Annotated in this window: 22 protein-coding genes; 12 read left to right on the forward strand and 10 right to left on the reverse strand. The window is 66.7% G+C overall.

Features of this window, described 5'->3' with window-relative positions; all coding sequences use genetic code 11:
* Nucleotides 1-19 precede the first annotated feature (19 nt).
* A complete protein-coding gene (locus tag EOJ32_RS11400) occupies nt 20-631 on the reverse strand; it encodes a transglycosylase SLT domain-containing protein (RefSeq protein ID WP_045981225.1) in 612 nt (203 codons plus the stop codon).
* Between the two features lie 277 nt (nt 632-908).
* Here EOJ32_RS11400 and gatB point away from each other — a divergent pair, with 277 nt between their 5' ends.
* Both gatB and EOJ32_RS11410 read left to right on the forward strand, forming a co-directional pair.
* Nucleotides 909-2420 carry an Asp-tRNA(Asn)/Glu-tRNA(Gln) amidotransferase subunit GatB gene (gatB, locus tag EOJ32_RS11405; RefSeq protein ID WP_045999072.1) on the forward strand — a complete coding sequence of 504 codons (1512 nt, stop codon included), beginning with the start codon at nt 909-911 and terminating at the stop codon, nt 2418-2420.
* Nucleotides 2421-2449: 29 nt separating this feature from the next.
* Complete coding sequence (locus EOJ32_RS11410) at nt 2450-2794, forward strand: DUF4177 domain-containing protein (protein ID WP_127898637.1); 345 nt, start codon at nt 2450-2452, stop codon at nt 2792-2794.
* Here the strand turns inward: EOJ32_RS11410 and EOJ32_RS11415 are convergent.
* From EOJ32_RS11415 to recA, 4 genes are all read right to left on the reverse strand, one after another.
* Nucleotides 2778-3572, reverse strand: a complete 795-nt coding sequence (locus EOJ32_RS11415) for a class II glutamine amidotransferase (protein ID WP_045999070.1) — start codon at nt 3570-3572, stop codon at nt 2778-2780. The two genes, EOJ32_RS11410 and EOJ32_RS11415, sit on opposite strands and share 17 nt — an antisense overlap.
* Nucleotides 3573-3631: 59 nt before the next feature.
* Complete coding sequence (locus EOJ32_RS11420; protein ID WP_127898638.1) at nt 3632-3931, reverse strand: DUF1330 domain-containing protein; 300 nt, start codon at nt 3929-3931, stop codon at nt 3632-3634.
* Entirely contained in the window at nt 3928-6579 is a 2652-nt protein-coding gene (alaS, locus tag EOJ32_RS11425) for an alanine--tRNA ligase (protein WP_127898639.1), read from the reverse strand. The genes EOJ32_RS11420 and alaS overlap by 4 nt, the downstream gene beginning before the upstream one ends.
* 140 nt (nt 6580-6719) lie before the next feature.
* On the reverse strand, nt 6720-7799 hold the full coding sequence (gene recA, locus EOJ32_RS11430; protein WP_045999067.1) for a recombinase RecA: 1080 nt from the start codon (nt 7797-7799) through the stop codon (nt 6720-6722).
* Nucleotides 7800-8040: 241 nt separating this feature from the next.
* Here recA and EOJ32_RS11435 point away from each other — a divergent pair, with 241 nt between their 5' ends.
* Nucleotides 8041-8628 carry a sulfotransferase family 2 domain-containing protein gene (locus tag EOJ32_RS11435; protein ID WP_127898640.1) on the forward strand — a complete coding sequence of 196 codons (588 nt, stop codon included), beginning with the start codon at nt 8041-8043 and terminating at the stop codon, nt 8626-8628.
* Nucleotides 8629-8636: 8 nt separating this feature from the next.
* On the opposite strand, the gene EOJ32_RS11440 is transcribed toward EOJ32_RS11435, so the two are convergent.
* Together EOJ32_RS11440 and EOJ32_RS11445 are read right to left on the reverse strand one after the other, a co-directional pair.
* A complete protein-coding gene (locus tag EOJ32_RS11440) occupies nt 8637-10751 on the reverse strand; it encodes an ATP-binding protein (RefSeq protein ID WP_127898641.1) in 2115 nt (704 codons plus the stop codon).
* A gap of 63 nt (nt 10752-10814) precedes the next feature.
* Entirely contained in the window at nt 10815-11963 is a 1149-nt protein-coding gene (locus EOJ32_RS11445; protein WP_127898642.1) for an RsmB/NOP family class I SAM-dependent RNA methyltransferase, read from the reverse strand.
* Nucleotides 11964-12213: 250 nt separating this feature from the next.
* On the opposite strand from EOJ32_RS11445, the gene katG reads away from it, so the two are divergent.
* Nucleotides 12214-14400, forward strand: a complete 2187-nt coding sequence (katG, locus tag EOJ32_RS11450) for a catalase/peroxidase HPI (RefSeq protein ID WP_127899374.1) — start codon at nt 12214-12216, stop codon at nt 14398-14400.
* Between the two features lie 88 nt (nt 14401-14488).
* Here katG and guaB read toward each other — a convergent pair whose 3' ends face one another.
* On the reverse strand, nt 14489-15937 hold the full coding sequence (gene guaB / locus EOJ32_RS11455; protein ID WP_045981235.1) for an IMP dehydrogenase: 1449 nt from the start codon (nt 15935-15937) through the stop codon (nt 14489-14491).
* Nucleotides 15938-16148: 211 nt separating this feature from the next.
* Between guaB and EOJ32_RS11460 the strand changes: the two genes are divergently transcribed.
* The 6 genes from EOJ32_RS11460 to EOJ32_RS11485 all read left to right on the forward strand — a co-directional run bounded on the left by EOJ32_RS11460 (nt 16149) and on the right by EOJ32_RS11485 (nt 22229).
* On the forward strand, nt 16149-17306 hold the full coding sequence (locus EOJ32_RS11460; protein ID WP_045981236.1) for an outer membrane protein transport protein: 1158 nt from the start codon (nt 16149-16151) through the stop codon (nt 17304-17306).
* A 307-nt stretch (nt 17307-17613) separates the two neighbouring features.
* Nucleotides 17614-18477 carry an ATPase gene (locus EOJ32_RS11465; protein ID WP_127898643.1) on the forward strand — a complete coding sequence of 288 codons (864 nt, stop codon included), beginning with the start codon at nt 17614-17616 and terminating at the stop codon, nt 18475-18477.
* A 1-nt stretch (nt 18478) separates the two neighbouring features.
* Entirely contained in the window at nt 18479-19405 is a 927-nt protein-coding gene (gene metA / locus EOJ32_RS11470; protein WP_045981238.1) for a homoserine O-succinyltransferase, read from the forward strand.
* Nucleotides 19406-19409: 4 nt separating this feature from the next.
* Complete coding sequence (gene ppk2, locus EOJ32_RS11475) at nt 19410-20294, forward strand: polyphosphate kinase 2 (protein ID WP_127898644.1); 885 nt, start codon at nt 19410-19412, stop codon at nt 20292-20294.
* Between the two features lie 58 nt (nt 20295-20352).
* Nucleotides 20353-21096 carry an SDR family NAD(P)-dependent oxidoreductase gene (locus EOJ32_RS11480; protein WP_127898645.1) on the forward strand — a complete coding sequence of 248 codons (744 nt, stop codon included), beginning with the start codon at nt 20353-20355 and terminating at the stop codon, nt 21094-21096.
* A 95-nt stretch (nt 21097-21191) separates the two neighbouring features.
* Nucleotides 21192-22229 (forward strand): ABC transporter substrate-binding protein, encoded by a 1038-nt coding sequence (locus EOJ32_RS11485; protein ID WP_045981241.1) that lies wholly within the window; start codon nt 21192-21194, stop codon nt 22227-22229.
* A gap of 29 nt (nt 22230-22258) precedes the next feature.
* Here EOJ32_RS11485 and EOJ32_RS11490 read toward each other — a convergent pair whose 3' ends face one another.
* A complete protein-coding gene (locus EOJ32_RS11490) occupies nt 22259-22618 on the reverse strand; it encodes a Rieske 2Fe-2S domain-containing protein (RefSeq protein ID WP_240542416.1) in 360 nt (119 codons plus the stop codon).
* 37 nt (nt 22619-22655) lie between these two features.
* Entirely contained in the window at nt 22656-23768 is a 1113-nt protein-coding gene (gene hppD / locus EOJ32_RS11495; RefSeq protein ID WP_127898646.1) for a 4-hydroxyphenylpyruvate dioxygenase, read from the reverse strand.
* Here hppD and EOJ32_RS20150 point away from each other — a divergent pair.
* Both EOJ32_RS20150 and EOJ32_RS11500 read left to right on the forward strand, forming a co-directional pair.
* The gene (locus EOJ32_RS20150; RefSeq protein ID WP_164871434.1) at nt 23767-23910 is read left to right on the forward strand and encodes a hypothetical protein; all 144 of its coding nucleotides are present in this window, start codon (nt 23767-23769) and stop codon (nt 23908-23910) included. The two genes, hppD and EOJ32_RS20150, sit on opposite strands and share 2 nt — an antisense overlap.
* On the forward strand, nt 23897-24349 hold the full coding sequence (locus EOJ32_RS11500) for an Lrp/AsnC family transcriptional regulator (RefSeq protein WP_127898647.1): 453 nt from the start codon (nt 23897-23899) through the stop codon (nt 24347-24349). The genes EOJ32_RS20150 and EOJ32_RS11500 overlap by 14 nt, the downstream gene beginning before the upstream one ends.
* Nucleotides 24350-24380: the final 31 nt, after the last annotated feature.

Genomic DNA, 24380 nt, shown 5'->3' on the forward strand with positions numbered 1-24380 from the left:
TCCCCAACTTGATCCGGTCTCAGCCCTGCGCGCTGCAATAGCTTTGGCTGGAGGTCCAGGCGGCGATGTCCGCGCGCTTCTTGCTGCTGCGCATCGGCGCCCAGTCCCGCGCGACGCCGCGCCAGCCGTTGTCGTCACGGGCGACGGCGTTGTCGCGTCCCACCTGCTGCGCAGCGATCTTGACCGCGCAGGCCATGTTGTCGGCGCCGTTGCGGATGTTGCCGGTGCAGTCATAGTTGCGCCATGTCGCCGGCGCGATCTGCATCAGGCCGATCCATTTGCCACCGCCGCCGGCGGCCTGCGGATTGAAGGTGCTTTCATGCCGCGCGACGGCCGACAGCAGCCCCGCCCAGAACGCCTTGCGGCCGGTGGGAGCAAGCTGGCGATAGTTGGGGCAGAACTCCGCGATGTCATGAGGGACGCTGGACAGCATCGTCACGCCTTCACGGTCAAGCGCCTCCATCGTGGCGCGGGTCCATTCGTCAGAGCCGTTGCGCTCTCCCCACCGCATCGGGGGCACCTGGGCCAGGGCCATCTCCTGCGCCTCGACCTGGGCGTCGGTCGGACCCGACGGGGTCGTGGAACAGGCGGCCACCAGGGCTAGGGCGGCAAGGGAAAGCGCGGCGCGCATGGTTACCTCTAAGGGTGGTTTCGTCGTCCTCTGCCATAGCGTGTGTCGAATATCCTGCAAGAAGAAGGATTTGCCTCGGCGGGAACCTGCCGCGACACGAAAGGCACATGGTCGGAAATCCGCCGACGGCCATGGCCGAACGCCACCGTTCATTCGAATTTTACGCATTGCACGGCCCCCGTGATGATTCGCGCGGCAGTGGCGGGCGGGGCCGTGACAATGCGACGGCCTTGCCCTAAAACCGCCGCCAGACCGTTTGCCGCCAAAGAGGCCCGCCATGCTTGACCTGACCTTCACCGCCCCGCAGCCGAAAGTGATCCAAGGCGCGCAAGGCGATTGGGAGCTGGTGATCGGGCTGGAGGTTCACGCCCAGGTCGCATCGAACGCCAAGCTGTTTTCCGGCGCGTCGACCCGTTTCGGGTCCGAGCCCAACAGCAACGTGGCCTTCGTCGATGCGGCCATGCCGGGCATGCTGCCGGTCATCAACGAATTCTGCGTGGCGCAGGCGGTCCGCACCGGCCTGGGCCTGAAGGCCCAGATCAACCTGCGCAGCGCGTTCGACCGCAAGAATTATTTCTATCCCGACCTGCCGCAGGGCTATCAGATCAGTCAGCTGTACCACCCCATCGTGGGCGAGGGAGAGATCATCGTCGACATGGCCCCCGGCGTCGCCCGCCGCGTCCGCGTCGAGCGCATCCACCTGGAACAGGACGCGGGCAAGTCGATCCACGACATGGACCCGACCATGTCCTTTGTTGATTTGAACCGCACCGGCGTCGCCCTGATGGAGATCGTCAGCCGCCCCGACATCCGCGGCCCCGAGGAGGCCGCCGCCTATGTCGTCAAGCTGCGCCAGATCCTGCGCTATCTGGGCACCTGCGACGGCAACATGCAGAACGGCAACCTGCGCGCCGACGTCAACGTCAGCGTCTGCAAGCCCGGCGATTACGAACGGTTCCAGGAGACCGGCGATTTCGGCCATCTGGGCACGCGCTGCGAGATCAAGAACATGAACTCGATGCGCTTCATCCAGGCGGCCATCGACTATGAGGCCCGGCGCCAGATCGCGATCCTGGAGGATGGCGGAAAGATCGTCCAAGAGACGCGCCTTTATGATCCCGACAAGGGAGAGACGCGGTCGATGCGGTCGAAGGAGGAGGCGCATGATTACCGCTACTTCCCCGACCCCGACCTGCTGCCGCTGGAGATCGAGCAGGCCTGGGTGGACGACATCGCGGCATCCATGCCCGAACTGCCCGATGAGAAGAAGGCCCGCTTCGTGCAGGGCATGGGCCTGTCGGAATACGATGCGGGCGTGCTGACCGCAGAAGTCGAGAACGCCGATTACTTCGAGGCCGTGGCATCGGGCCGCGACGGGAAGATGGCCGCGAACTGGGTCATCAACGAACTGTTCGGCCGCTTGAACAAGGAAGGTCTGACCATCGCGACCTCTCCGGTGTCCGCCGCGCAGTTGGGCGGCGTGATCGACCTGATCGCATCGGACGCGATTTCCGGAAAGATCGCCAAGGACCTGTTCGAGATCCTGTGGACCGAAGGCGGCGACCCCGCCCGGATCGTCGAGGAACGCGGCATGAAGCAGGTCACCGACCTTGGCGCGATTGAGGCCGCTGTGGACCAGATCATCGCCGACAACCCCGCCCAGGTCGAAAAGGCACGCGCCAACCCCAAGCTGGCGGGCTGGTTCGTGGGCCAGGTGCTGAAGGCCACCGGCGGCAAGGCGAACCCCGCCGCCGTCAACGACATGGTCGCCCGGAAACTGGCTCTGTGACCCTTACCCCCTCGCGACAGGACGCCGACATGCGCTTTGAATATTCCGTCATCCCCGCGCCGACCAAGACGGAGAAGGCCCGCGAGGCAAAGACGCCGACTGATCGGTATGCCCTGTCGCTGACGGCAGAGTTGAACCGCATGTCGGCCGAGGGCTGGGAATACGTGCGCGCCGATGTCCTGCCAAGCGAGGAGCGCAGCGGCCTGACCGGGCGCACCACGGTCTATCATAACGTGCTGGTGTTCCGCCGCCCGCACAGCGTCGATCCTGAACTGCGCCGCCTGCCCCAGCCCGAGGCACCCGAGGCCGCGCCCCCGGCCCCCGGCCCCCGATGCGATGACCGACCGCCCGTAAGGGTCAGGCGGCCGCGCTGAGCGGTTCGGGGCAGAACGGCACGACCTCGACCCGGTCGCGCTCGAACGTGCAGAAGCTGCCGGGGGGAACCTCGGTCCAGTCCGCCTCGTCGCTTTCCAGCGGTTCGGACACGACAGCCCAGCCCTGACGGCTTTCCGACCATCGATGATACAGCGACGGCGCCTGATCGTCGCTGCTGTAGCGCAAAGCGTACAGCCGCTCTCCGTCCGACAGGGCGCAGGCGGCGCGGACATGCGGTGCGCATCCGCGCTGACGCGCCAATGTGCCCAACAGCCCAAGCGCCCGTTCCATCGCAACCTTGGGGTTCTGGTCCAGCCCGCATCCCAGGGCGACTAGGAACAGCGCCTCGCTGTCGGTCGCGCCCTTGCGGTGGGGATAGTATTCGTCCGGGATCAGCACGTCGGCATGACGTCGGAAGGCGTCATAGCCGCCGAACTGGCCATTATGCATGAAGCTCCATCGACCGACGGCAAAGGGATGGCAGTTGTTGCGGCTGGTCGCCGTCCCCGTCGACGCCCGCACATGCGCCATGAACAGGCCGGACCGCACCTGCGCCACAAGGCTGCGCAGGTTCGGGTCGGACCAGGCCGGCATGACATCGCGGTACAGCCCCGGTTCGGGACGTTCGCCGTACCACGCGATGCCGAAGCCGTCGGCATTCACCGGCGTATGACATCGCATCGCGCCCTGGCTCTGCCGGATCAGCGAATGCGCCGGCCGGCTGACGATATCCTCCAGAAAGATCGGTGCGCCCAGATAGGCGGCCCAACGACACATGCCCTGCCCCTTCACGTCTCTTTTGTGACAGGACTAGCACGAAAGTCTGAAGGTTTCACCTATTCCGTAGGGGGTGCGGCCTCTTCCACGATGACAAGATCGCGTTCGCTGGCCCCTTTGGCATGCGCAAGCGCCGCCTGGTACTCGTTGCTGTGATAACAGGCAACGGCCGCATCAAGTGACGGGAACCGCGCGACCACGTGGCGGGCGCGGTCCGCCCCCTCCAGCACGTGATAGCGGCCGGCGCGGGCCAGGAACACACCGCCATGGGCGGCGATCGCAGGGCCCGCCGCCTTGGCATAAAGGCCATAGGCGTCCGGGTCCGTCACGGTCACATGGGCAATCCAAAGCGCTGTCATTTGCTGTCCTCGATGATCTTGCGGGCGTCCTGGAACGCCGTTTCCGCGGCCGCCAGAGAGGGCGCGCCACCCTGTGCCCGGTCGGGGCGGCCGCCACCGCCCTTGCCGCCCAGTGCAGCCGTCGCAGCCTGCACCAGCGCCACGGCACTGATGCGACCGGTCAGATCGGGCGTGACGCCCGCGGCCACGGTGGCCTTGCCGCCATCCTCGGCCAGCACCAGAACGGCGCCGCTGCCCAGGGATGCCTTCATCTCGTCGACCAGCGCACCCAGTTCCTTGCCGCCCACGCCCTCGACCTTGCGGGCGATGAACTTGACGCCCGCGATCTCCTCGGCCTCGTCACCGCCGCCCATCGCCAGCTGCCGCTTCAGCTGCGCGACCTCGTTGGCCAGCGCCTTGCGTTCGTCGGCCAGCGCGCGGACACGGGTCACAACCTCGGCGGACTGCGCCTTGAGGATGCCCGCGATCTCGGCCAGGCGGCTGTCCGCATCGCGCAGATGCGCCAGCGCCGCCTGTCCGGTCAGCGCCTCGATCCGCCGGACACCCGCGCTGGAGGCTGCGTCGCCCAACAGCACGAACGCCCCGATATCGCCGGTCCGCGCGACATGCGTGCCGCCGCACAGCTCCAGCGAATAGGTCGCCCCATCGGCGCCCTTGCCGCTGCCGGGCTGCGCGCCCATCGACACGACGCGAACCTCGTCGCCGTATTTCTCGCCGAACAGGGCCTGCGCCCCCAAGGCGCGTGCATCGTCAGGCGTCATGATCCGGGTTTCGACCGGGCTGTTCTGGCGCACATAGCCGTTCACCTCGGCCTCGATCGCCGCAAGCTGCTCGGCGGTGACCGCATGGTTGTGGCTGAAGTCGAACCGCAGCCGGTCCGGCGCGTTCAGGCTGCCCCGCTGCGCGACGTGATCGCCAAGGGCCCCGCGCAGCGCCTCGTGCAGCAGGTGCGTCGCCGAGTGGTTCGCGCGGATCGCCGACCGGCGGTCGTGATCGACCGACAGCTGCGCCCCCTGGCCACGACTGATGGTGCCCATCGTGACCTCGGCCTGATGGATAAAGACGCCGGCAACCTTCTTGGTGTCGGTGACGCGCGCCGCGCCCGTTTCGGTGCGGATCAGGCCATGATCGCCGACCTGCCCGCCGCTTTCGGCATAGAAGGGCGACTGGTTCACCACGATGGCGACCTTGGCCCCCTCGCCCGCCTCGGCCGCGTCGGCGCCGTCGATCACCAGCGCGGTGATCTGGCCCTCGGCCTCCTCGGTGTCATAGCCCAGGAACTCGGTGACGCCGTGCTTTTCGGCCAGCTCGAACCAGATGGTCGCATCCGCGGCCTCTCCGGAACCCGACCATGCGGCACGGGCCATGCGCTTCTGCTTGGCCATCGCCGCGTCGAACCCCTCGGTCTGCACCGCGCAGCCCTTTTCGCGCAGCGCGTCCTGTGTCAGGTCCAACGGAAATCCGAACGTGTCGTACAGCTTGAACGCGGCCTCGCCCGGCAGGTCGGCCCCTTCGGGCAGGCGCGCCAGTTCGTCGTCCAGCAGGCGCAGACCCCGGTCCAGTGTCTGGCGGAACCGCGTTTCCTCGGACCGCAGGGTCTCCTCGATCATCGCCTGCGCGCGTGTCAGCTCCGGATAGGCCGCGCCCATCTGGCGCACCAATGCGGGCACCAGCTTGTGCATGACCGGGTCCTGCGCGCCCAGCATATGCGCATGGCGCATCGCGCGGCGCATGATCCGGCGCAGCACGTAACCACGGCCCTCGTTCGAGGGCATCACCCCGTCCGCGATCAGGAAGCTGGTCGACCGCAGGTGATCCGCGATCACCCGGTGATGCACCTTGCCCGGCCCGTCGGGATCCGCGCTGGTCGCATGGGCCGAGGCCTCGATCAGCGAGCGCATCAGGTCGGTGTCATAGTTGTCGTGCTTTCCCTGCAGCAGCGCGCCGATCCGCTCCAGCCCCATGCCGGTGTCGATGGACTGCATGTCCAACGCCCGCATGGAGCCGTCCTCGAACTGCTCGTTCTGCATGAAGACCAGGTTCCAGATCTCGATGAAGCGGTCGCCATCCTCGTCCGGGCTGCCCGGAGGGCCGCCGGGGATCTTGTCGCCATGATCGAAGAAGATCTCGGTGCAGGGGCCGCAGGGACCGGTCGGGCCCATCTGCCAGAAATTGTCCGATGTCGGGATACGGATGATGCGGTCGTCGGACAGGCCCGCGACCTTCTTCCATATCTGCACGGCCTCATCGTCGGTGTGATAGACCGTGACCAGCAGGCGATCCTTGGGGATCGCGAAATCGCGGGTCAGCAACTCCCAGGCATGCGCGATCGCCTGGTCCTTGAAATAGTCGCCAAAGCTGAAATTGCCCAGCATCTCGAAGAACGTGTGGTGCCGCGCCGTATAGCCAACATTGTCCAGGTCGTTGTGCTTGCCACCGGCACGAACGCATTTCTGCGCGGTGGTCGCGCGGTTGTAGTCGCGCGTCTCTACCCCGGTGAACAGGTTCTTGAACTGCACCATGCCGGAATTGGCGAACATCAGCGTGGGGTCGTTGCGCGGGACCAGCGGGCTGCTGTCCACGACCCGGTGGCCGTTCCTTTCGAAATAGCCAAGGAAAGTCGAGCGGATGTCATTCAGACTGGGCATGGCGGGCCTTCATCGCAAAAGTGTCTCCGGCCAAGCCGGGCTGCCGATGGTCTATCGCCCGGCCGCTGCCCTGTCCAGCAACCGGCATGCGAAAAGGCGCAGGGTCTCCCCCGCGCCCGTCCGTTGTGATGGCAGCGACCTTATTCTGTCAGCGAGTCGTCGTCGCCGCTGTCCGACCCTTCGCCGACGCCAAATTCCAGGCCATGGCTGGCGCGGATCTTGTCCTCGATGGCAAAGGCCACCTCGGGGCGGTCGCGCAGGAACTGCTTGGCGTTCTCGCGGCCTTGGCCGATGCGCTCGTCACCATAGGAATACCACGCGCCCGACTTCTCGACCACGCCGGCCTTGACGCCAAGGTCGATCAGTTCGCCGACCTTGCTGATGCCCTCTCCGTACATGATGTCGAACTCGACCTGCCGGAAGGGGGGCGCGACCTTGTTCTTGACCACCTTGACGCGGGTGGCGTTGCCCACGACCTCGTCGCGGTCCTTGACCGCGCCAGTGCGACGGATGTCCAAGCGAACCGAGGCATAGAACTTCAGCGCGTTGCCGCCGGTTGTGGTCTCGGGGTTGCCGAACATGACGCCGATCTTCATGCGGATCTGGTTGATGAAGATCACCATGCAGTTCGAACGCCCGATGCTGGCGGTCAGCTTGCGCATGGCCTGGCTCATCAGGCGGGCCTGGCTGCCCATCTGCATGTCGCCCATGTCGCCCTCGATCTCGGACTTGGGCGTCAGCGCCGCGACAGAGTCGACCACAACCAGGCTGACCGCGCCCGACCGCACCAGCGTGTCCACGATCTCAAGCGCCTGCTCGCCCGTGTCGGGCTGGCTGATCAGCAGTTCGTCCAGGTTCACGCCCAGCTTCTTGGCGTATTGCGGGTCCAGCGCGTGTTCCGCGTCGACGAAGGCGCAGACGCCGCCCTTCTTCTGCTCCTCGGCCACGACATGCAGCGTCAGCGTCGTCTTGCCCGAGCTTTCCGGCCCGAAGATCTCGATGATCCGGCCCTTGGGCAGGCCGCCGATGCCAAGCGCGATGTCCAGACCCAGCGACCCCGTCGAGGTCGCCTCGATCTCGGCCACCGGACTGTCCTTGCCCAGCTTCATGATCGAGCCCTTGCCGAACTGCCGTTCGATCTGGGCCAGGGCGCTGTCCAGCGCCTTCTGCTTGTCCGCCGCGCGTTTGTCCGTCATGTCGAAGATGCTCGCCTGTGCCATGTGATCCCTACGTTATTTCACAGCCCTCCGGGCGGGGCAATCAATTCGACCGACCGGATGTTCTTGCCTTGTTCACCATTAGATGCGCCATCCTTAACCGGTTTTCAAGGATGTTGTGGACGATTGTCGATTCGTCTGCGCCAGCATCGCGCGGACAGGGTTAACAAAGCGTTTACAGCCTTTGGCGGGCCCGCTATCCAACCCCTCCGTGCATCTGCAACACCATGATCGGACGACAGGCATGCTGATATTCTGGGACCAGAGGCTGGTGTTTCTCGCCACGCCCAAGGCCGGCTCGACGGCGATCGAGGTTGCGCTCGAGTCGCTGGCCTCGGCGTCGCTGCTGCGACCGGACGCGCTCAAGCATACCGATATCGCCACCTATCGCCGTTTCGTCGGCCCCTGGCTTTCCGCGCAGACCGGTGCGGATTTCACCACGGTCGCCCTGATGCGAGAGCCGGTGGACTGGCTGCGCAGCTGGTACCGCTTCAAGCTGCGCGACGATCACGACGATCCGCGCCATGCCATGGACGGCATCAGCTTTTCCGATTTCGCGGCGCGTTATGCCGCAGGCCAGCACCGCGAAATCGGCAGCCAGAGCGCGTTTCTGACGGACGGCGATCATCGCGTCGACTGCATCTTCCGCTACGAGGACATCGCCAGCTTCGTGGATTTCCTGGAGACGCGTCTTGATTGCGCGATCGAGCTGCCGCGCATCAACGTGCCGCCCAGTGTCGACGTCCATCTGCCCGAACCGGCCGAGGCGCAGCTGCGCCACGCCATGGCCCGCGAACTGGACGTCTACGCGTCCTTGCACAGCCGCGGCTGATCTGCGCGTCAATGCAGCCGGTCGCTGCCCGAGGGGCGCGTCAGCTGCATCTCGACCATCTGCGTCAGCTCGGTCAGCGTGAACGGCTTGGCCAAGAACGATGCGTCTGCAATGGGCACCTGTCCGTCCACAAAAATGTCCTCGGTATATCCGGACATGAAGATGACCTTGGCGGAAGGCAGGATCCGCCGCCCCTCGCGGACCCAGGTGGGGCCGTCCATGCCGGGCATCACGACATCGGTGACGAAAATGTCGACCGGACCGTCGCGCCCTTCCAGAAGGCTCAGCGCGGCCTCTCCCGATCCGGCCTCGAGGACGTCATACCCCTTCAGCTTCAGGGCACGCGCGGCAAACGCGCGGACCGGCGCCTCGTCCTCGACCAGCAGCACGGTCGCCTTGGGGCCGGTCTGCAGCTGCGGGGTGGGCCGGGGTGCGGGACGCGCGGCTGGAACCGCCGCGATCTGGGCGCGGGCATGGGCCGGGAAATAGAGCGAGAAGGTCGTCCCTTCGCTCAGCACGCTGTCACAGAAGATGAAACCGCCGGTCTGCTTGACGATGCCATAGGCCGTCGACAGGCCCAGCCCCGTCCCCTCGCCCGTGCGCTTGGTGGTGAAGAACGGCTCGAAGATCTTGCCAAGATTATCCGGCGCGATGCCGCAGCCGTGGTCGCGCACGATGATGCGGACATAGTCGCCCTTGGACAGCGTGACCTGGTCGCGGGTCATCGCCTCGGACAGGTGAAGGTTTTCGGTGCGCACGGTGATGTCGCCTCCTTGCGGCATGGCATCGCGGGCGTTGACGACAAGGTTCATGATGACCTGCTCCAGTTGCCGCTTGTCGGCGCGGATGGCGCGCAGCGCCGGATCGTAGGTGATGGTCAGGCCCACCCGTTCCCCCACCAGCCGGTTCAGCAGGTGGGTCAGGTCGGCCAGCGTGTCTCGCAGGTCCAGCGTCTCCAGCCGCAGCGTCTGCTTGCGCGAGAACGCCAGCAGCTGTCCGACCAGCGCCGCCGCGCGGTTGGCGTTCTGGCTGATCTGGTCCAGGTCGGCATAATCCGGATCGCCCTTGTCGCGCTTGAGCATCAGCAGGTCGCAATGTCCGCTGATCGCGGTCAGCAGGTTGTTGAAATCATGCGCGACGCCGCCTGCCAGTTGGCCGATGGCCTGCATCTTCTGGCTTTGCACGAACTGCGCCTCCAGCGTCTTGAGGGCGCTGGCATCGGTCAGCACGGCGATCATGCGGCCAGCCTCGGCCGGGTCGCGCGCCAGCGACAGCTGGAAATAGCGGTCGCGCATCTCTCCTTGGCGGCTGTCGGGGTGGCGCAGGCGCAGCATTTCCGTTCCGTTGGTGGCGCGCCCGGCGCACATGTCGGAAAGCCAGTCTGCCAACGGGCGCCCCGGCCCTTCCAGCAGTTCGGCCAGGTTCTGGCCCTCGTCCGCCAGCATGCCGTCCAGCAGGTGACGCGCGGCGGCATTGGCGCGGCAGATGCGGCCATCAGTCGCCAGACGCAGCAGCGCGACGGGAATGGCGTCGAAATCATCGGCGGGGGGCTGGTCCTCCTCCATCGCCAGGGCCAGCTCGAACCCGTCAGGCTGGACCCCGGCGCGGTGCAGCGACCAGATCTGCAGCGGCGCGTCGGGCAGGCAGGACAGCGACAGGATCTCTCCCTCGGCCAGTTCCAGATCGGCATTGCCCACCCGCAGCGCACGGGCGGTCAGGTCGGCCAGCTGCCCTTCGGCATCGGCCCGCAGGCGCGCGATCAGCGACAGGACAGGGCGACCGGTCAGGTCCTCGAACTCGGTCCGGGCGGCCTCGTTCTGGAACAGCACCTGGCCGCGGGCATCGCACATCCAGATCGGGTCGGCGGCGGTCGCCACCTCTCCCCTGATGGCGCGCAGGGCCTTGCGGGCCGATAGTCCGCGCGCCAGATGGCCCACGGCGACCGCGCCCCCCAGCAGGTACCACGCCACCGCGACCGTCGAGGCAAGCACGGCCGCCGTCCCGGTCGCGGCGCCCGGTCGCGCCATCAGCACGGCCGCCCCCAGCACCATCGGCGCCAGCAGCAGCGGCAGCGCCGCCAGCGCCCCGCGCGGCAGGCCCGCCTGTTCGTCAAGATGCGCCATCGCGAATCGTCCCTTGTTCCGTCCGATCCTGCCCAGGGTAGCGTGGCTTTGTTTAAATTTGCGTTAACCCTGTCGCAGCTGGGCCAGAAAGAACCCGTCGCCCCCGGTCAGGGGTGTCCATGCGTGCTGGTCGACGCGCTGGAAACCGGGATGGCGCGACAGGAACGCGTCCACCTGATCGCCGTTCTCGGCCTCAAGAACGGAACAGGTCATGTAGGCCAGCAGACCGCCGGGCGCGACCAGTGCCGCCACCTGATCCAGGATGCGGGCCTGCAGCGCTACGAGGTCCCTCAACTGCGCCGCGGTTAGACGCCATTTCGCGTCGGGCGTCCGCCGCCATGTCCCTGATCCTGAACAGGGAACGTCGGCGACCACCAGGTCGAACGTTCCGCGCGGCTGCGTCTGGATCTGGACCTTGGCCCCCGCGCGGGCGGCACGGGCGGGCAGATCGGCCATGCGGGCCGGGGCCACGTCATGGGCGGACACCTGAATGCCCGGCTGCCGCGCGGCCAGGGCCAGCGCCTTGCCGCCGCCCCCCGCGCAATAGTCCAGGACCCGCAGGCCGGGCGCCAATGGCAGCCGCGCGCAGGCCATCTGCGGCGACAGGTCCTGCAGCTCGACCAGGCCGTCCAGATAGGCGCTGGACCGCGCGACCAGGCGGTCGCCCGTCACGACCCGCAGGGCCGATGCAAGCTGGGGCGCGGCCTCGACCGTGATCCCGTCGGCGGCCAGCACCGCCGCCGCCTGCTCGGGCGTCGCGCGCGACCCGTTCACGCGCAGCCAGACCGGCGCACGCTGCGTCATGGCCAGCGCCACGGCATCGGCCTGATCGCCCAGGGCCTGCCGCCAGGCCGGGCGCAACCAGTCGGGCAGGTCGTCGGGCAGCGGGTCGGGGGGAACCACGGCGGCCTCGGCCCCCGTCAGGGGGGCCGGTGCGTGGCCTTCTCCGGTGAAGATCGCGTCCAGCGACGGACCGGATTGGCGGACATGGCCGATCATCAGGCCCCGCCCCGTCAGACCACCGCCCAAGGCGGCAAGACTGTCGCGCTGCCGCAGGGCACCGAAGACCAGATCGCGCAGAGCGGCCCTGTCGCCCGACCCCGCAAAGCGGCTGGCACGCGACCAGCGCAACAGCACCTGTTCCGCGGGGCTGCCGGCAAGGATCTGGTCCAGAACGGTGATGGCGGCGCTGATGCGGGCGGCGGGCGTCACGATGTCGCCCGTCCGAAAAGGGTGTGATGGGTCATGGGTGCCCTTGGCTGATCTGTCAGGTCATTTGCCTATCATGATGACACGGGACCGGGCCAGCCCCATCAGCATTCCTGACGGTGTCGATCAGATAATCGAAATTTACCTGATGCGTTGACCAAGCTACTGTCCGGCCATGACGAATCGCCCGCGATGCGACCGGTCCGCGGCATGCCGCCGGATCGCCCGCATGGCCCGCAAGATGGAGATGATGATGGACGGCAACCCGATGAACAGCGCCGGCAAATGCCCGATGATGCATGGCAGCCATACCTCGACCGCAGCGTCGAACACCGACTGGTGGCCCAGTGCGCTGAACTTCGACATCCTGCACCAGCATGACCGCAAGACGAATCCGCTTGGCCCCGATTTCAACTATCGCGAACAGCTGAAGTCGCTGGACGTCGAGGCGCTGAAGAACGACATCCGCGCCCTGATGACCGACAGCCAGGAGTGGTGGCCCGCCGACTGGGGCAGCTATGTCGGCATGTTCGCGCGCGTCACCTGGCACGCGGCGGGGTCCTATCGCCTTGGCGACGGTCGGGGCGGTGCGGGCACCGGCAACCAGCGTTTCGCGCCGCTGAACAGCTGGCCCGACAACAACAACACCGACAAGGGTCGCCGCCTGCTGTGGCCGATCAAAAAGAAGTACGGCAACAAGATCAGCTGGGCCGACCTGATCGTGCTGGCCGGGACCATCGCCTATGAGCAGGCGGGTCTGAAGACCTTCGGCTTCGCCTTTGGCCGCGAGGACATCTGGCATCCCGAGAAGGACATCTACTGGGGCGCCGAAAAGGAGTTCCTGGAGGGGTCTGAAAGCCGCTATGCGGACGTGACCAAGCCCGACACGATGGAGAACCCGCTGGCCGCCGTGCAGATGGGCCTGATCTACGTGAACCCCGAGGGCGTGAACGGTCAACCCGACCCGGCAGCCACCGCCCAGCACATCCGCGAGACCTTTGCCCGGATGGCCATGAACGACGAGGAGACCGTCGCCCTGACCGCTGGCGGCCACACCATCGGCAAGAGCCACGGCAACGGCCGGGCCGAGAACATGGGGGCCGAGCCCGAAGGCGCGGCGCTGCACGAGCAGGGCCTGGGCTGGAACGCGCAGGAAGGCCGCCGCGGCATCGGCCGCGACCAGATGGTCAGCGGCATCGAGGGCGCCTGGACCAGCAACCCCACCAAGTGGGACATGGGCTATTTCGACATGCTGTTCGGCCATGAGTGGGAGCTGCGCAAGTCGCCCGCAGGCGCCTGGCAGTGGGAGCCCGTGGACATCAAGCCCGAGGACATGCCCGCCGATGTCGAGGATCCGTCGATCCGGACCATGCCGATCATGACCGACGCGGACATGGCGATGAAGGTGGACCCCGTCTATCGCGCCATCTGCGAGAAGTTCATCGCCGATCCGGCCAGCTTCGACGACGCCTTCGCCCGCGCCTGGTTCAAGCTGACCCACCGCGACATGGGTCCCAAGGCACGCTATGTCGGCCCCGACGTGCCGTCCGAGGACCTGATCTGGCAGGACCCGGTTCCCGCCGGCCGGACCGATTACGACGTCGAGGGCCTCAAGGCGCGGATCGCGGCGACCGAACTGACCGTGGCCGAGATGGTGGCGACGGCCTGGGACAGCGCGCGGACCTTCCGCGGGTCCGACCTGCGCGGCGGTGCCAACGGCGCCCGCATCCGTCTGGCCCCGCAGAAGGACTGGGCCGGCAACGAACCCGCGCGCCTGGCCCGCGTCCTGTCCGTCCTGCAGCCCATCGCCGATGAGGCCGGCGTACCCTTGGCCGATGTCATCGTGCTGGCCGGAAATGTCGGCATCGAGAAGGCCGCGCAGGCGGCGGGCCACGCGATTACCGTGCCCTTTGCCCCCGGCCGCGGCGACGCGACCGATGAGCAGACCGACGCGGCATCCTTCGACGCGCTGGAGCCGGTGCATGACGGGTTCCGCAACTGGCTGAAGGCCGATTTCGCCGTCAACGCCGAGGAGCTGCTGCTGGATCGTGCGCAGCTGCTGGGCCTGACCGCGGCCGAGATGACCGTCCTTCTGGGCGGGCTGCGGGTGATCGGTGCCAACCATGGCGGGTCCAAGCTGGGTGTGCTGACCGACCGTGAAGGCGCGCTGACGCAGGACTTCTTCGTCAACCTGACGGACATGGCCAACCGCTGGACCAAGGCCCAAGGCGACGCCGAGGTCTATGAGATCCGCGACCGCAAGACTGACGCCGTCCGCTGGCAGGCGTCGCGCGTGGACGTGACCGTGGGCTCGAACTCGATCCTGCGCAGCTATGCCGAGGTCTATGCTCAGGACGACAACGCCGAGAAGTTCGTCCGTGATTTCGTCGCCGCCTGGGTCAAGGTGATGAACGCCGACCGCTTCGACATCGCGGCCTGATCCGGCAGGGGCGCATCCGTGCGCCCCGACCGACCATGACAAAGGCGGCCCCCTTGCGGGGGCCGCCTTTTCGCTGTGATGCCGATGTTCAGCCCAGACGGTAGTTCGGGCTTTCGCGCGTGATCTGCACGTCGTGGACGTGGCTTTCCTTCAGCCCTGCCCCGGTGATGCGGACGAACTGGCAGTTGGTGCGCATCTCGGCGACGGTGGCGCAGCCGGTATAGCCCATCGCGGCGCGCAGGCCGCCGACCAGCTGGTGCACCACGGCGTTGGCCGTCCCCTTGTAGGGCACCTGCCCCTCGATCCCCTCGGGGACCAGCTTGTCGCTGGCCGCGTCCTTCTGGAAATAGCGGTCGGCCGATCCGCGCGCCATCGCGCCCAGCGAGCCCATTCCGCGATAGGACTTGAAGCTGCGGCCCTGGTACAGGATCACCTCTCCGGGGCTTTCGTCGGTGCCGGCGATCGCGCTGCCGACCATGGCGCAGCTGGCGCCCGCGGCGATGGCCTTGGCGAAATCGCCGCTGAACTTGATCCCGCCGTCAGCGATGATCGGGATGTCGCCCGCACCGGCCACGGCATCCATGATCGCGGTCAGTTGCGGCACGCCCACGCCCGCCACGATCCGCGTGGTGCAGATCGAGCCCGGCCCGATGCCGACCTTGACCGCGTCCGCGCCCGCGCCGATCAGCGCGCGCGTGGCCTCGGTCGTGGCGACGTTGCCGGCAACCACCTGCACGCCCTCGCGGAACGCCTTGACCCGTTCGACCGCGCGCGCGACGCCTGCGGAATGGCCGTGGGCCGTGTCGATCACGACCATGTCCACGCCGGCCTCGATCAACGCGCAGCTGCGCTCGAAGCCCTCGTCGCCCACGGTGGAGGCTGCGGCCACGCGCAGGCGACCCAGGTCGTCCTTGCAGGCCTGCGGGTTCAGCACGGCCTTTTCGGTATCCTTCAGCGTCAGAAGGCCGGTCAGCTTGCCCGACCCGTCGGTGACCAGCAGCTTTTCGATCCGGCGCGCCTTCATCAGGCTGATCGCCTCGGCCCGGTCGGCCGGTTCGCGCAGGATGGCCAGGTTGTCCGACGACATCATGGCTCGCACCGGGGTGCGCATGTCGCTGGCGAACCGCATGTCGCGGTTGGTCACGATCCCCAGCACGCGCCCGTCCGCATCGACGACCGGAAAACCGGTGACGTTGTATCGGTCCTGCAGCGCCTTGGCATCGGCCAGGGTCTGGTCCGGCGTCAGGGTGATCGGGTTGTAGACGATGCCGCTCTCGAACCGCTTGACGCGGCGGACCTCGTCGGCCTGCTGCTCGGTCGTAAGGTTGCGGTGGATCACGCCCATGCCGCCGGCCTGCGCCATCGCGATGGCCATGCGGCTTTCGGTGACCGTGTCCATGGCGGATGACAGCAGCGGAATGTTCATCCGGATCGACCGGGTGACATGGGTTGTCACGTCAGCGGTCGAGGGAAGCACCGTCGATGCTGCCGGAACCAGAAGAACGTCGTCGAATGTGAGGGCCTCACGAATCTGCATGGGGGGTGTCCTTGCGGCAATCTCGTTTGGCAGTTTCCCCTTTCACGCCCTGTCCGCTTTGTCCAGCCCGCACGCAGGCGTTGCACGGACGACACGGCATACGGGCAGACATGACGCGGACGTCACGTCAGCGTGTTTGGGTAATTGATCGATAACGTTCGTGCGCTACGGTGGGTTCCGGGGGCGGTTCGCCCGACCGAGGGAGGATGACATGAAATTCGCAATCACGAGCATGGCCGCGCTGCTGGCGGGAACCGCGCCATTGCTGGCCGGGGGGATCGAACGCGCGCCCCAGTCACTGAACATCCTGTTCGAACAGGGCAATTACGCGGAACTCAGCTTCGGCGGCGCCGACCCGACCGTCGAAGGCCCGGACAGCCCCCCCGTGGGCGCACCGATCCCGCAGCGTGATACGGGTGACGTGGCAAACGGCTATGGGTTCGTTGGCCTGGGCTACAAGCACCAGTTCAACGACGCGCTGTCGGCCGCATTGATCATCGAACAGCCCTTCGGCGCGGACGTGACCTACACCCCTGCCGCCGACGGGGGATCGTTCCTGCTGGGCGGCACCCGCGCGCGCGTCGATTCGACGACCGTCACCGCCCTGATGCGCTACAAGCTGCCCAATAACCTGTCCTTCCATGGCGGCCTGCGCGGCTCGCGCGCCGATGCCGAAGTGACGCTGAGCGGCGCGGCCTATGGTCCGATCAGCGGCTACAACGTGCAGCTGGACCAGGACTGGGGCGTCGGCTTCGTGGTCGGTGCAGCCTATGAGATTCCGGACATCGCGGGTCGTGTCTCGCTGACCTACAACTCCAAGGTCGAACATCAGTTCGACACGGTCGAGAGCGTGAACGGCACCATCCTGGGACGTTCCACCACGACCGTCGACACCCCGGAATCGCTGACCCTCGAAGCGCAGACCGGCGTCGCTGCGGACACGCTGGTCTTCGGCAGCATCCGCTGGGTCAACTGGTCGGAGTTCACCGTGAACCCGCGCATCTTCTCCCGCGCACCCACCGCGACGGATCCGCTGGGCTTCAACGTCACGGACGGCCTCGTGTCGCTGGAGGACACGACGACCTATACGCTCGGCGTCGGCCGCAAGTTCAACGAGACATGGTCCGGCTCCGCAGCGCTGGTCTACGAGCCCGAGAACGACGATCTGGTCTCGCCTCTGGCGCCGACCAACGGGCGCCTCGGGCTGACATTGGCCGCCGTCTACACCATGGACAACATGAAGATCACCACGGGGATCAACTACTCCAAGCTGGGCGACGCGCGTCCCCAGACCGGCGGCGAACCCCGTGCACAGATGGAAGACAGCGATCTGCTGGGGATCGGCATCCGCATCGGCTACAGCTTCTGATCGCCGCCTGACCGTTCTTCATCACCGATCGGCCCTGTCTCCGCGACAGGGCCGTTTTTCGTTGGACGTCAGCCCTGTAGTGGTGGGCGGCGACATCGTCCAAACGCCCCTGCGCGGGGGCCAGGCCGACGATGCGCAACGAACTGGCGGAATGCCGCGACGGCGGGGGGTCCGGGGGGCTGGCCCCCCGGCCTGCGCGGGACGCAGAGGGTCCTGCGCGACGCGGCGTGGTACGCCCGTGCGGTCGGCCTCTTTCCATGCCGCATGCATGCGATTACCTAGGGGCCGAGCAGGGAAAGGGCATTGGATGATCTATGGCAGCGCGGATGAATGGCGGGCCGCCGCGGGCAAGCGGGTCGTGCTGTTCGGCATGTCCGGCCTGGGCAAGACCTATCTGGCCTCGATGCTGCGGGACACGGGCGACTGGTTCCACTACAGCGTCGATTACCGGATCGGCACGCGCTACATGGGTGAATACATCGCCGACAACTTCAAGCGCGAGGCGATGAAGGTGCCGTTTCTGCGCGAACTGCTGATGTCTGACAGCGTACATATCGCCAGCAACATCACCTTCGACAACCTGGCACCGCTGTCCACCTATCTGGGCAAGCCCGGCAGCCCGTCGCGCGGGGGGCTGCCCTTCGACGCCTATTGCCAGCGCCAGGACCAGCATCGCAGGGCCGAGATCGCCTCGCTTCTGGACACCCGCCATTTCATGGACCGCGCCGGCGACATCTATGGCACGCCGCATTTCGTCTGCGACAGCGGCGGCTCGATCTGCGAGGTCGTGGATCCGGACAATCCCGACGACCGGGTCCTGACCGCTCTGTCGCGCGACCTGCTGCTGGTCTGGATCAAGGGCAGCGACGCGCATACCGCCGAACTGGTCCGCCGCTTCGACCGCGCGCCGAAGCCGATGTATTACCAGCCGCAGTTCCTGGAACGCGCCTGGATCGCCTATCGCGTGGAAAAGGGCCTGGAGGCGGACCAGGTGAATCCCGATGACTTCATCCGCTGGACCTATGCCCGGGCGCTGGCCCATCGCCAGCCGCGCTATGAGGCGATGGCCCGGCGCGGCGTCACCATCCTGGCCGAGGAGGTGGCGCAGATCCGCACCCCTGACGATTTCACCGACCTGATCGCGACCGCCATCGCGCGCAAGGATAGCTGACATGCCCATCACGTTGAACGAAAGCCTGCCCGCCTATCGCATCCTGTCCCAAGAAGGGGTGATGGTCATGTCGCCGGGCCGCGCCGCGACCCAGGACATCCGTCCCCTGCGCATCGCGCTGCTGAACCTGATGCCCAAGAAGATCCAGACCGAGAACCAGTTCGCCCGGCTGATCGGCGCCACGCCGCTGCAGATCGACTTTCAGCTGATCCGCATGTCGGACCATGAGAGCCGGAACACCGCCGCCGACCACATGGAAAGCTTCTATCGACCGTTCCGCGACGTCGAGGCCAGCGGAGAGAAGTTCGACGGCCTGGTCATCACCGGCGCTCCGATCGAGCATCTGCCGTTCGAGGACGTGACCTATTGGGACGAACTGACCCGCGTCTTTGCCTGGACGCAGACCCATGTGCATTCGACCTTCGGGGTCTGCTGGGGCGGCATGGCGATGGCGGCGCATTTCCATGGCCTGCCCAAGCATCCCCTGCCGGCCAAGGCGTTCGGCTGTTTCCGGCACACCAATCTGGCGCCGGCCTCGCCCTATCTGCGCGGGTTCTCGGACGAGGTGCTGGTCCCGGTCAGCCGCTGGACCGAGGTGCGTCAGGACGACGTGGACGCCCGCCCGGCGCTGACCACCCTGCTGGCCAGCGCCGATGTCGGGCCCTGCCTGCTGGCCGATCCGGGGCACCGCGCCCTCTATGTCTTCAACCATTTCGAATATGACAGCACCACCCTCAAGGAGGAATACGACCGGGACGTCGCGGCGGGGAAACCGGTGAACGTGCCCGCCAACTATTATCCCGGCGACGACCCGACGCGGGCGCCCGCGAACCGCTGGCGCAGCCATGCGCACCTGCTCTACGGTAACTGGATCAACGAGATCTATCAGACGACATGGTACGACATGTCGCGCATCGGAGAGGGCTGAGCACATGGGCGCCGAACTGCCGGACCTGCCCCTGGTGGGCAAGATCACCGCCTATCTGCAGGACGAGGCCCCCGCGCCGATCCGCAAGGCGGTTCAGAAGGCGTCGTCCAAGGACATCCTGGACCCGGACTTCCCCTACAGCGCAGAGATGCCCAAGGCCGAATACGAACCGCAGATGGCTGCATTGCAGATGCAGCTGGTTCGCATGATGCATGACGTGATCGACAGCGGAAAGCGGCTGGTGGTCCTGTTCGAGGGGCGCGACGCCGCCGGCAAGGGCGGCACGATCGAGCGCGTGCGCGAAAACCTGAACCCCCGGTCGGCCAGCATCGTGGCCCTGCCCAAGCCGAACGAGCGCGAGGCGGGCCAGTGGTATTTCCAGCGCTATGTCGACTGGCTGCCCGGCGCCGGAGAGATCGCCCTGTTCGACCGCAGCTGGTACAACCGCGGCGTGGTCGAACGGGTCTTCGGCTTTTCGACCGACACGCAGCGCGCGGCGTTCTTTCGCCAGCTGCCGGGGTTCGAACAGATGCTGGTCGACGACGGGATCATCCTGGTCAAGCTGTGGCTCAACGTGGGCCGCGCCGAACAGCTGCGGCGTTTCTTGGACCGCGAAAGGGACCCGTTGAAGCAGTGGAAGCTGAGCGGCATCGACGTGGACGGGCTGGCCCGGTGGGACGACTATACCGTGGCGATCCGCGACACGCTGGCGGCGTCCCATTCGCCGATCGCGCCCTGGACCGTGATCCGGTCGGACGACAAGCGCCGCGCCCGGATCGCCGCGATCCAAACCATTCTGGGCGCGGTCGATTACGCGGGCAAGGATCCGGCGGCCATCGGAACGCGCGACCCCCTGATCGCCGGCGGGCCGGAACTGCTGCGCGACTGATCTTGGCGCGCGCGCGCCCACGTGCCAGAACCCGACCGGAACATCCTGGGAGGGGATCATGGATCTGTCAAACTGCCGCGCCGTCGTGACCGGGGGCGCATCGGGCCTGGGCGCCGCCACCGCGGCGCATTTCCGCGACATGGGGGCGCAGGTCACCGTGCTGGACCGCGACCCGGCGGGGGCCGAAGCCGCATCCGCCATCGGCGCGCATTATGCCGTGACCGACGTCACCGACGAGGCCAGCGTGACGGCGGCGCTGGATCACGCCGTGGCGCGGATGGGGGGCATCGATGTCTGCGTGAACTGCGCGGGCGTGGTGGTGGGCGAAAAGACCCTGGGCCGCGACGGTCCGCACCGGCTGGACAGCTTTCGCCGCACGATCGAGGTCAACCTGATCGGCAGCTTCAACGTGCTGCGCCTGGCCGCCGAACGCATGGCCGCGAACGGGCGTGCCCAGAACGGCGTGATCGTGAACACCGCGTCCATCGCCGCCTTTGACGGGCAGAAGGGCCAGGCCGCCTATGCCGCCTCCAAGGCCGGCATCGCGGGCATGACGCTGCCGCTGGCGCGCGATCTGGCGGGACAAGGCATCCGGGTCTGCGCCATCGCACCCGGCATCTTTGGCACGCCCATGCTCAAGGGCCTGCCCGCGGACGTGCAGGACAGCCTGGCGGCCGAGGTGACCTATCCCAAGCGGCTTGGCGATCCGACCGAATTCGCGCGGACCTGCGCCTTCATCGTCCAGAACGACTATCTGAACGGAGAGACGATCCGCGTCGACGGCGCGTTGCGGATGCGCTAGGCACACAGGCCCATCACGGGCGCGCGAAACCCTTGCGTGCGCCCGCAGCCCGCCTTAGCGTTGTCGCAAATCCGACAACAGAGAGGCCAGTTTTCATGCGCTTGCTGACCACCACCATCCTGGCCGCGGCGGCCCTGCCCGCCTATGCCGCCGACCGCGAACTGACGGTTTTCGATTGGGCCGGGTTCGAGGAGCCTTCGATCTTTCAGGCCTATGTGGACAAGCATGGCGACAGCCCGACCTATGCCTTCTACGGCGATGACGACGAAGCGTTCCAGAAGGTCGCGTCGGGTTTCAAGGCGGACGTGATCCATCCCTGCAGCCAGATGGTCGGCAAGTACCGCGATGCCGGCCTGATCGAGCCCTGGGACACGTCGCGCATCCCGAACTTCGAGCAGATCGAGGAGCGGTTCCTGGACAGCGAGGTGTTCCGCGACGATCAGGGCGTGTGGTTCATCCCCACCGACTGGGGCGCCACCGCCATCGCCTATAACACCGAAACCGTGCCTGCCGAGGACGTGGCCAGCCTTGGCGTCTTCACCAACCCAAAATATCAGGGCCGCACCTCGCTGCCCGACAGTTCGGATGATGTCTGGGCGCTGGCCTATCTGGCGACCGGCGTGACCGACTGGTCCGAGGTGACCGACGAACAGTTCCAGGCCGCCGCCGCCTGGCTGCGCGAGGCGCATGTCAATGTCGCGGCCTACTGGGCCGACCCGTCCGAGCAGGCACAGCTGATGGCGTCGGGTGCTGTTGACGTGGCCTGGTCGTGGAACGACGGTGTCGTCTATCTGCAGGCCGACAACTATCCGGTGGGCTTTCAGCGTGAGCCGGCCGAAGGGTCGTCGACCTTCTTCTGCGGCTACGTGAACGTCAAGGACGGTCCGGGCAGCGAAGACAAGGCCTATGACTTCATCAACGCCTGGCTGGAACCGTCGGCCGCCAAGGCGCTGCTGGACACGATCGGTTATGGCCATACCTCGGCCGCGGCCATGGCGACCATCGCCGACGAACCCGCCGTCGCCGAAGGTCTGGCCGAGATCGACGCACCCGTCCTGGCCCAGACCCCGAATGACCCCGAACTGCGTCAGCGCCAGTTGGCCGAGTTCGAGAAGATCAAGGCCGGCTTCTGATTCCGGTCAGGGACCGCGCATGAAACCTGTCAGGGGGCGATCACGATGTGGTCGCCCTGCTGCATGATCGGGACCGCATCCAGCCCGCATTCCGCACCGGCCACGACGCTGCCGGTCGACTTGTCGAAGCTTGCGCCATGTGCGGTGCACAGCAGCCGCAACCCATCCGCCGAAAGCAGCGTATCGCCGCGGTAATCCAGCGGCAGGTAATGATGCGGACAGGCGTTCACATAGGCACGCAGCACGTCGCCGTCGCGCAGCACGATCATCGGGAACGACCCTCGGTCGGTCGTGACGGTCAGCGGATGGACGCCGGTGATCCGGGTCGCCGCGCAGACGCGCGTTCCGGGCGCCGGGGCGCTGCTGTAATCGGTCCAGGCCATGATCATCGGCGCGGCGGCCTCCCCGCCGCCGCGCCGCTCCTCCCTACTCGGCCGGGGTGGCGTCGAGAACGCCGCGCCGGATCTGGTCTTCCTCGATGGACTCGAACAGGGCGCGGAAATTGCCCTCTCCGAACCCGTCGTCGCCCTTGCGCTGGATGAACTCGAAGAAGATCGGCCCGATCACCGTCTTCGAGAAGATCTGCAGCAGGATGCGTGTCTCTCCGCCACCCACGACGCCTTCGCCGTCGATCAGGATGCCGCGCGCCTTCATGCGGTCCAGCGGTTCGTCATGGTCCTTCACGCGGCGGTGCGACATCTCGTAATAGGTGTCGGGGGGGCCCGGCATGAACTCCATCCCGGCCTCGGCAATGCGGTCGGTTCCGGCATAGATGTCGTTCGAGGCGATGGCGATGTGCTGGATGCCCTCGCCCTTGTACTCGCGCAGATATTCCTCGATCTGGCTGTGATCGTCGGTGCTCTCGTTGATCGGGATGCGGATCTTGCCGCAGGGCGATGTCAGGGCGCGGCTGACCAGACCGGTCTGCTTGCCCTTGATGTCGAAGAAGCGGATCTCGCGGAAGTTGAACGTGTCGTGATAGAACTTGTACCACGTGTCCATGTTGCCGCGGATCACGTTGTGGGTCAGGTGATCCAGATAGAAGAAGCCGAACCCTTCGGGGCGCGGGTCTGTCTCGCCGATCCAATCGTAATCCGCGTCATAGGCACTGCCCGCGTCCCCATAGCGGTCGATGAAATACAAAAGCGACCCGCCGATCCCCAGGACAGCCGGTGCCTCGATCGACTTGCCAGGGCCGGTATATTCGGTGGCGCCAAGCTCCAGCGCGCGCTTCAGGGCGACCTGCGCGTCCACCACCCGCCACGCCATGGCCGGCGCGCAGGGGCCGTGTTCCGCGACAAAGCCGGCTGCATGGCTGTCCGCCTCGGCATTCAGCAGATAGTTGATGTCGCCCTGGCGATAGAGCGTGATCGCCTTGGTCTTGTGGGTCGCCACGGGGGCGAACCCCATCTGCCGGAAGATGCGGTCCAGCACGGCCGGGTCCGGATGGGCGTATTCGACAAACTCGAACCCGTCCGTTCCCGCGGGGTTGGCGGCACTGATCTTGGCCTTGGGGGCATCGTGGGGAAAGGGTCCCATGGCATTCCTCCTGCATGTTGCCACCATGATGCGCGCGGGCCGCTGCAATGTGCTTGCAAAGAGGATCGCCAAGCGGTCAAAATTGCACGAAACGCGCATCGATGGCGCGAATGACGCACGGGTGATGCATGGACCGGTTTGAAAGTGCAATCCTGGCTGCCCTGCAGCGCGACGGGGCCCTCAGCAACGCCGCTTTGGCACAGGTCGTGGGGCTGTCCGCCAGCCAGATCTCGCGCAGGCGCGCGGCCCTGGAGGAGGCCGGCGTGATCGAGGGCTATGCCGCGCGGCTGTCGGCCGCTAAACTGGGGCACGGGTTCCGGGCGGTGATCCGCGTCAACCTGCGCGGCCATGGCCAAGGGCGCGAGGACGAATTCGCCCGCTTCGTGGCGGCACAGCCGATGATCCGGCAGGCTTTCTCGGTGTCCGGCGATGCCGATTACGTTCTGGACGTGCGCGCCCGCGACTTGGAAGCCTTTGCCGACTTCGTCCATCGCCACCTGCTGCCACACCCGCAGGTGGCGCAGGTCCGCTCCGAAATCGTTCTGAAGACGCTCAAGGACGAAGGCGGCGTTCCGGTCTGACCATGCGCCGCGCTCATGATCTTGTCGAATA

Source organism: Paracoccus sp. Arc7-R13 (assembly GCF_004010775.1).
Taxonomy (GTDB): domain Bacteria; phylum Pseudomonadota; class Alphaproteobacteria; order Rhodobacterales; family Rhodobacteraceae; genus Paracoccus; species Paracoccus marcusii.

What these genes read in the sequence shown, in the direction of transcription:
- EOJ32_RS11465 (WP_127898643.1), top strand. Translation starts at nt 17,614, where the DNA reads ATGATCTATGGCAGCGCGGATGAATGGCGGGCCGCCGCGGGCAAGCGG.
- recA (WP_045999067.1), bottom strand. Translation starts at nt 7,799, where the DNA reads ATGGCACAGGCGAGCATCTTCGACATGACGGACAAACGCGCGGCGGAC.
- EOJ32_RS11480 (WP_127898645.1), top strand. Translation starts at nt 20,353, where the DNA reads ATGGATCTGTCAAACTGCCGCGCCGTCGTGACCGGGGGCGCATCGGGC.
- EOJ32_RS11500 (WP_127898647.1), top strand. Translation starts at nt 23,897, where the DNA reads ATGGACCGGTTTGAAAGTGCAATCCTGGCTGCCCTGCAGCGCGACGGG.
- EOJ32_RS11410 (WP_127898637.1), top strand. Translation starts at nt 2,450, where the DNA reads ATGCGCTTTGAATATTCCGTCATCCCCGCGCCGACCAAGACGGAGAAG.
- alaS (WP_127898639.1), bottom strand. Translation starts at nt 6,579, where the DNA reads ATGCCCAGTCTGAATGACATCCGCTCGACTTTCCTTGGCTATTTCGAA.
- EOJ32_RS11485 (WP_045981241.1), top strand. Translation starts at nt 21,192, where the DNA reads ATGCGCTTGCTGACCACCACCATCCTGGCCGCGGCGGCCCTGCCCGCC.
- metA (WP_045981238.1), top strand. Translation starts at nt 18,479, where the DNA reads ATGCCCATCACGTTGAACGAAAGCCTGCCCGCCTATCGCATCCTGTCC.
- ppk2 (WP_127898644.1), top strand. Translation starts at nt 19,410, where the DNA reads ATGGGCGCCGAACTGCCGGACCTGCCCCTGGTGGGCAAGATCACCGCC.
- katG (WP_127899374.1), top strand. Translation starts at nt 12,214, where the DNA reads ATGGACGGCAACCCGATGAACAGCGCCGGCAAATGCCCGATGATGCAT.
- EOJ32_RS11490 (WP_240542416.1), bottom strand. Translation starts at nt 22,618, where the DNA reads ATGATCATGGCCTGGACCGATTACAGCAGCGCCCCGGCGCCCGGAACG.
- EOJ32_RS11440 (WP_127898641.1), bottom strand. Translation starts at nt 10,751, where the DNA reads ATGGCGCATCTTGACGAACAGGCGGGCCTGCCGCGCGGGGCGCTGGCG.
- EOJ32_RS11460 (WP_045981236.1), top strand. Translation starts at nt 16,149, where the DNA reads ATGAAATTCGCAATCACGAGCATGGCCGCGCTGCTGGCGGGAACCGCG.
- EOJ32_RS11420 (WP_127898638.1), bottom strand. Translation starts at nt 3,931, where the DNA reads ATGACAGCGCTTTGGATTGCCCATGTGACCGTGACGGACCCGGACGCC.
- EOJ32_RS20150 (WP_164871434.1), top strand. Translation starts at nt 23,767, where the DNA reads ATGGCATTCCTCCTGCATGTTGCCACCATGATGCGCGCGGGCCGCTGC.
- EOJ32_RS11400 (WP_045981225.1), bottom strand. Translation starts at nt 631, where the DNA reads ATGCGCGCCGCGCTTTCCCTTGCCGCCCTAGCCCTGGTGGCCGCCTGT.
- gatB (WP_045999072.1), top strand. Translation starts at nt 909, where the DNA reads ATGCTTGACCTGACCTTCACCGCCCCGCAGCCGAAAGTGATCCAAGGC.
- EOJ32_RS11435 (WP_127898640.1), top strand. Translation starts at nt 8,041, where the DNA reads ATGCTGATATTCTGGGACCAGAGGCTGGTGTTTCTCGCCACGCCCAAG.
- guaB (WP_045981235.1), bottom strand. Translation starts at nt 15,937, where the DNA reads ATGCAGATTCGTGAGGCCCTCACATTCGACGACGTTCTTCTGGTTCCG.
- EOJ32_RS11415 (WP_045999070.1), bottom strand. Translation starts at nt 3,572, where the DNA reads ATGTGTCGTTGGGCCGCCTATCTGGGCGCACCGATCTTTCTGGAGGAT.
- hppD (WP_127898646.1), bottom strand. Translation starts at nt 23,768, where the DNA reads ATGGGACCCTTTCCCCACGATGCCCCCAAGGCCAAGATCAGTGCCGCC.